We start from the raw sequence: 5,068 nt of genomic DNA, 5'->3' as shown, positions 1-5,068 counted from the left end.
TCCCCTGACCCCTCCCGCACGCGGGAGGGGAGTAATCGTGCGGGGACTGGCGTCCGGTTCGCGGGCTATGCGGCGGTGTTCGATGTGCCGGACCGGGGCGGGGACGTGATCCGGGCCGGGGCGTTCGGAGCGCGCGTGCGGCGGGTGCCGCTGCTGTGGCAGCATCGCGGGGCGCCGGTGGGCGTGATCGAGGCGATCGGCGAGGATGGGCGGGGCTTGCGGCTGACGGCGCGGGTCGATGTGCCCGAGCTGGCGGCGTTGGTGGCGCGGGGCGCGGTCAATGGCCTCAGCTTTGGGTATCGCACCGTCAAGGCGCGGCAGGGGCGGTGGCGCGAGATCGAGGCGCTCGAGCTGTGCGAGGTGAGTCTGGTGGCGCGGCCGATGCAGCCGCATGCGCGGGTGCATGCGGTGGTGGGCGCGGCTGTCGGTCTCTGCGAGGCGGTGACCGCCCCACCCCAACCCATTGCCGGGTCGGTCAGGCCCCCGGCCTGACCTGAACCACGCGGGGCGTGGTTCACCCGGCAATCCTGAAGGGGAGGGGCTTACTGGCTAGCGCAGGCGGCGCGCGTTGGCGCGGACTTTGCGTCGATAGTGGGCGAGCGCCTTGCGGGTGGTGGTGGCGGGGCTCATGCCCATGGCACCGGACATCATCGCCATCTGGAGCTCGAACGCGGCGGTCATTTTTTCGGAGACCATGCGTTCAGTTTCGCGCTGTGCTTCGGGGCCGCCCTGGGCGATTTTGGCTGCGCGCAGTCCGATCACGGCGGCGGATTCCCAGCCGAGCGACCAGGCGTCGAATCCGGCGTTCATCCAGCTTCTGTTCGATCGTTTGGACATTTGGAATTCCCGGAGTCACGGTGCGTCGCGGTCCTAACGATACAGGATCGCGGATGGGCCCGCCGAGGCGTCGATATAGCGGACAGCCACTTCATTTTTTGAAACGACGGGGTTCGCGTGGTGCGGGCCCCCTCCACCATGCCTTTGGGCATACGGCTCGCGACGCGAGCCGGTTTCGCTGCTGCAAGGTGCCCCCAGCACCTCGCTGATCGCAGCTACACCCCCCTCCCCGTTCCTCCGGCCTTCGCCGGGGCAGGCGCGGAGGATTTTCTGTTGGAACGGGAGACACTTATGGAAACGAAGGCAGATGTCCTCGAACAGTCGTTCGAGGCGGTGGAAGCGGCTGGCGCGCCGGTGGCACGGCCGATGTTGAGCGGCGCGCGCAGTGTGACGGGCGCGGCGTTCGAGGGGTTTTTGCGTAGCGGCAGCGGCGCGCTGGAGATGAAGGCGCTGTCGGGGGCGAGCGGAGCCGAGGGCGGCTATGCCGTGCCCCGCGAGATCGACGCCCTGGTCGATGCGACGCTGGCGAGCATTTCGCCGATCCGCGCCATCGCCAATGTCGTGACGGTGGGCAGCGCGGGATATCGCAAGCTGGTCGCGTCGGGCGGGACCGAATCCGGCTGGGCGAGCGAGATGGCGGCGCGCGACGAAACCGACACGCCGGTGTTCAACGAGATCGCCCCGCCGATGGGCGACCTGTTCGCCAATCCGGCGGCGAGCCAGGCGATGCTGGACGATGCCGCCTTCGACGTCGAAGCATGGCTGGCCGACGAGATCGCGCGCGAATTTGCGCGGGCCGAGGGCGCGGCGTTCGTCAGCGGCAACGGGACCAACAAGCCCAAGGGGTTCCTGACCTATGCCACCGCGGCGACGGGCGATGACGTGCGGGCGTTCGGCACGCTGCAGCACATCGTGTCGGGTGCGGCGGGTGCGTTTGCGGCCAATCCCGAGGAAAAGCTGATCGACCTGGTCCAGGCGCTGCGCCCGCCATACCGCCAGGGTGCGGTGTTTGCCATGAATTCGGCGACGCTGGCGCGCCTCCGCAAGTTCAAGACGAGCGACGGCGCATTGCTGTGGCAGCCGTCGCTGAGCGCGGGGCAGCCGGCGACGTTGCTGGGCTATCCGGTGGTCGAAGCCGAGGACATGCCGGACATCGCGGCCAATTCGCTGTCGATCGCGTTCGGCAATTTCAAGGCCGGTTATCTGATCGCCGAGCGCGGCGAGACGCAGATCCTGCGCGATCCGTACAGCAACAAGCCGTTCGTCCACTTCTACGCCACCAAGCGGGTCGGCGGCGCGGTGACCAACAGCGAGGCGATCAAGGTCATGAAGTTTTCCGCCTCGTGACACTTTGATCGGCAGGGTTAGCGGGGCGGAAGCCATCGCGATTCTGCCGATCGTTGCATGCCTGATACAGTCGGGCCGGGGCGATGCGGGCGCCCCGGCCAGTTCCGACTTTACCACCGCGGGAGCAGATACATGGCAGAGCTGATTTACGCAGATTTGGTCGAGGAAACCACGACCACGACAGGAACTGGCGCGATTACGCCAGCAGGTGCAGTGACCGGGTCGCGCAGCTTTGCATCGGTGCTGAGCGAGGGCGATCAATTCTATTATGCGATCGACGGCGCGCCGGCGGATGCAAGCATGTTCGAAGTCGGGATCGGGACCTTTACGAGCGGGACGATCGAGCGCGATCCGATCGTCTCCTCGGACGGCACCACCGCGATCGACTTGCCGGTCGGCACCAAGTCGGTTTCGCTGACGGTCGCGGCGCAATTCTATGAGACAGTACAGGCGCACGACGTGTTCGCGGCGTGGCAGGCGATCCCAGGGAATGAGAGCCTGACCGTCACCGATTTTCTCGACGAGATCACCGGGGTGAACGGGCTGTCGGCGCCGGTATATACTATCGAGGCCGAAACGCCGCCGGACATCGATCAGGGCTGGTCGCAGGAAGGGGTCATCTATGACTCGCCATCGCGCGACGAGGGCGGCATGCCCTCCACGATCCAGTTCGGGCTGAACTTCACCTACGGCCCCTATTCTGCGGATTCGCAATATCCCGGCCAGCCGGAATATACGAACAACGTCGTCGGACTGAGCTGGAACCTCAACACCAGCTTTACCCCGATCAATACCGCGATGGGCGGGCCGTCGATCCGCGTGGAGAGCCGGTTCAAGAAGCCGAGCCGCAATCCGGCAAAATCGGGCCAGTGGATCGACGGGTCCGAATTCCACCATGCGATGCACACGACGGGATCGAGTGGTTTGGAGTATCGCCCGATCAGCATCTATGCCCCGTTCGACAGCGATGATTGGGGCAATGATTCCGACATCAGCTTTCAGGGCGCATTCTATGCCTTTGCCGACGGGTATCGAAATTCGCATGTGACATTCGGTTGGAACGGTGCGGCGGGCGACACCAAGTCGATCAACCTGTCGGAGCAGGTGCGGGTCAACCGGCTGGGCAACAACCAGGCGTTCATGACCCAGACCAATGCGGCAGGCACTGCGCAGCTCAACCTGCCTTACGTCAATTCGGGCAATGGCTATACGTTCGAACGCGACATCTACTTGAGCGCGGGGAATGTCGGGACCAATCCGCTGGGCATCCAGTCGCTCCTGACCATGGTCGGAACATCCGGCTTCACCAATGGCGCGCGGATGATCTACCTCACGACCAATGCGGTGACGGGGTCGGTGACCGGGTTCGAGACCGAGATTTCCGCGTCGACGCGGTTCGAGGGGTTCAAGCTGCGCAACACCCATGCGAGCGGCGTCGCGGGCGGCCGGATCCAGGGCAATGGCAACCTGTATCTCGACTTCTTCAACGAGGCGAATTTCCACCGCTGGGGCCTGCGGCTCAAGACCAATGGCGATTTCACGATCGGCCAGACCGTGCAGGGCGCGGACATATCCGATGCATTGCGGATCAACTTCACGACGCTGCAGACGCAGTTCATGAAGGCGCCGAAGTTGCCGGGTGCGACCGTGGCGGGTGCCGGGTCGGCGGCGAGCGCGGGGGCCGGGGCGCTGCACTATGTGACCGATCTGAATGCCACCACCACCGGGAGCGTTGCGGCCGGTGGCGGGAGCAATGGCGGGGTCGTCGTCAGCGACGGCACCGACTGGCGGATCATGGCAGCATGGTAAGCGGGCAACGGGGCGCCACGATCGGTCGTACGCGCATCGCCGCTGGCGCAATCGGCAAGGCGCAGCAGGCCCGATCGCGTCCGGCGCGGCTGGTGAAACTGGCCGGGGCGGCGCGTGCGGGCAGCGATGGCAGCTACACGATCCGGGCGGAGGATGGCGCGCGGGTGCTGCACGCGGGCTGAAGCGCCGCGATACTGAAAATGGGTGAGGGGCGGTCCGTCGGGCCGCCCCTTTTTTCTTGGCGAACGGGGGTGAGCAATGGGCATCTTCCTGAAGGATCCGGCGGCGGCGCTGGACTATGCGATCGACTGGGCGGCGATTGCCGGCGCGGCGGGGGTGAGCGCGAGCAGCTGGACCGTCGAGCCGGCGCATGACGGCGGGCTGGCGGTGGTGGCCGAGGCGGTGAGCGGGCCGCGCTGTGCCGCGACGGTCGAAGGCGGGCGACCGGGGCTGGTCTATCGCCTGACCAACCAGGTGAGCTGGAGCGACGGGCGGCGCGATGCGCGCGCGATCGACGTGCGGGTGGAGCGGCGGTGATGGTCGAGACGATCGCGCCGCCCGAGGCGGCCCCCGTCGCACTGGCCGAGTTGCGCGCATTTCTGCGGATCGATGGCGCGGCGAGCGATGCCGAGCTGGCGGCGCAGCTGCGCGTCGCGACCGAGCTGTGCGAACGCTATATCGGGATGGCGCTGCTCGAGCGGATGCTGCGTGAGACGCTGGCGGTGCGGGGCGCGTGGCAGGTGCTGAGCGTCGCGCCGGTGCGCGCGGTGACGGCGGTGCAGCAGGTGGCGACCGATGGCGGCGCGGTGGCGCTGGCGCCGGACCTTTATGCCATCGACATCGATGCGGCGGGGCAGGGCTGGGTGCGGTGTGCGTCCGGTGCCGGGCGCATCGCCGTAACCTATCGCGCGGGGAGCGCGGGCGACTGGAACGCGGTGCCCGAGCCGGTGCGGCACGGAATCCTGCGGCTGGCGGCGCATCTGCGGATGGATGGCGAGGGCGTGCCACCGGCGGCGGTGACGGCGTTGTGGCGACCGTGGCGGGCGATGCGGCTGGGCGCGGGAGCGGTGCGATG

Annotated in this window: 7 protein-coding genes; 6 read left to right on the top strand and 1 reads right to left on the bottom strand. The window is 67.2% G+C overall.

The features are described 5' to 3' along the window. A partial coding sequence (locus AX681_RS04680; RefSeq protein ID WP_269450339.1) for an HK97 family phage prohead protease occupies positions 1-492 on the top strand: 492 nt, incomplete at its 5' end. Between the two features lie 57 nt (positions 493-549). On the opposite strand, the gene AX681_RS04675 is transcribed toward AX681_RS04680, so the two are convergent. After that, positions 550-810 carry a hypothetical protein gene (locus tag AX681_RS04675; protein WP_156442706.1) on the bottom strand — a complete coding sequence of 87 codons (261 nt, stop codon included), beginning with the start codon at positions 808-810 and terminating at the stop codon, positions 550-552. Between the two features lie 318 nt (positions 811-1,128). Between AX681_RS04675 and AX681_RS04670 the strand changes: the two genes are divergently transcribed. The 5 genes from AX681_RS04670 to AX681_RS04650 all read left to right on the top strand — a co-directional run. Further along, positions 1,129-2,184 (top strand): phage major capsid protein, encoded by a 1,056-nt coding sequence (locus tag AX681_RS04670; RefSeq protein ID WP_066659544.1) that lies wholly within the window; start codon positions 1,129-1,131, stop codon positions 2,182-2,184. A 132-nt stretch (positions 2,185-2,316) separates the two neighbouring features. Next, entirely contained in the window at positions 2,317-3,993 is a 1,677-nt protein-coding gene (locus AX681_RS04665; protein ID WP_066681889.1) for a hypothetical protein, read from the top strand. Continuing rightward, positions 3,987-4,175 carry a hypothetical protein gene (locus AX681_RS04660; protein ID WP_066659546.1) on the top strand — a complete coding sequence of 63 codons (189 nt, stop codon included), beginning with the start codon at positions 3,987-3,989 and terminating at the stop codon, positions 4,173-4,175. The genes AX681_RS04665 and AX681_RS04660 overlap by 7 nt, the downstream gene beginning before the upstream one ends. A gap of 76 nt (positions 4,176-4,251) precedes the next feature. Continuing rightward, positions 4,252-4,530 (top strand): phage fiber-tail adaptor protein, encoded by a 279-nt coding sequence (locus AX681_RS04655; protein ID WP_066659547.1) that lies wholly within the window; start codon positions 4,252-4,254, stop codon positions 4,528-4,530. Continuing rightward, positions 4,530-5,068 (top strand): head-tail connector protein (locus tag AX681_RS04650; RefSeq protein ID WP_156456035.1); only part of this gene is annotated, 539 nt, incomplete at its 3' end. The genes AX681_RS04655 and AX681_RS04650, both read left to right, overlap by 1 nt.

This window comes from Sphingomonas sp. CCH9-E2 (assembly GCF_001557215.1).
Lineage (GTDB): Bacteria > Pseudomonadota > Alphaproteobacteria > Sphingomonadales > Sphingomonadaceae > Sphingomonas.
Note: the sequence above shows the minus strand (reverse complement) of the source record. Positions and strands in the feature narration are given on the sequence as shown.

What these genes read in the sequence shown, in the direction of transcription:
- AX681_RS04675 (WP_156442706.1), bottom strand. Translation starts at nt 810, where the DNA reads ATGAACGCCGGATTCGACGCCTGGTCGCTCGGCTGGGAATCCGCCGCC.
- AX681_RS04670 (WP_066659544.1), top strand. Translation starts at nt 1,129, where the DNA reads ATGGAAACGAAGGCAGATGTCCTCGAACAGTCGTTCGAGGCGGTGGAA.
- AX681_RS04665 (WP_066681889.1), top strand. Translation starts at nt 2,317, where the DNA reads ATGGCAGAGCTGATTTACGCAGATTTGGTCGAGGAAACCACGACCACG.
- AX681_RS04660 (WP_066659546.1), top strand. Translation starts at nt 3,987, where the DNA reads ATGGTAAGCGGGCAACGGGGCGCCACGATCGGTCGTACGCGCATCGCC.
- AX681_RS04655 (WP_066659547.1), top strand. Translation starts at nt 4,252, where the DNA reads ATGGGCATCTTCCTGAAGGATCCGGCGGCGGCGCTGGACTATGCGATC.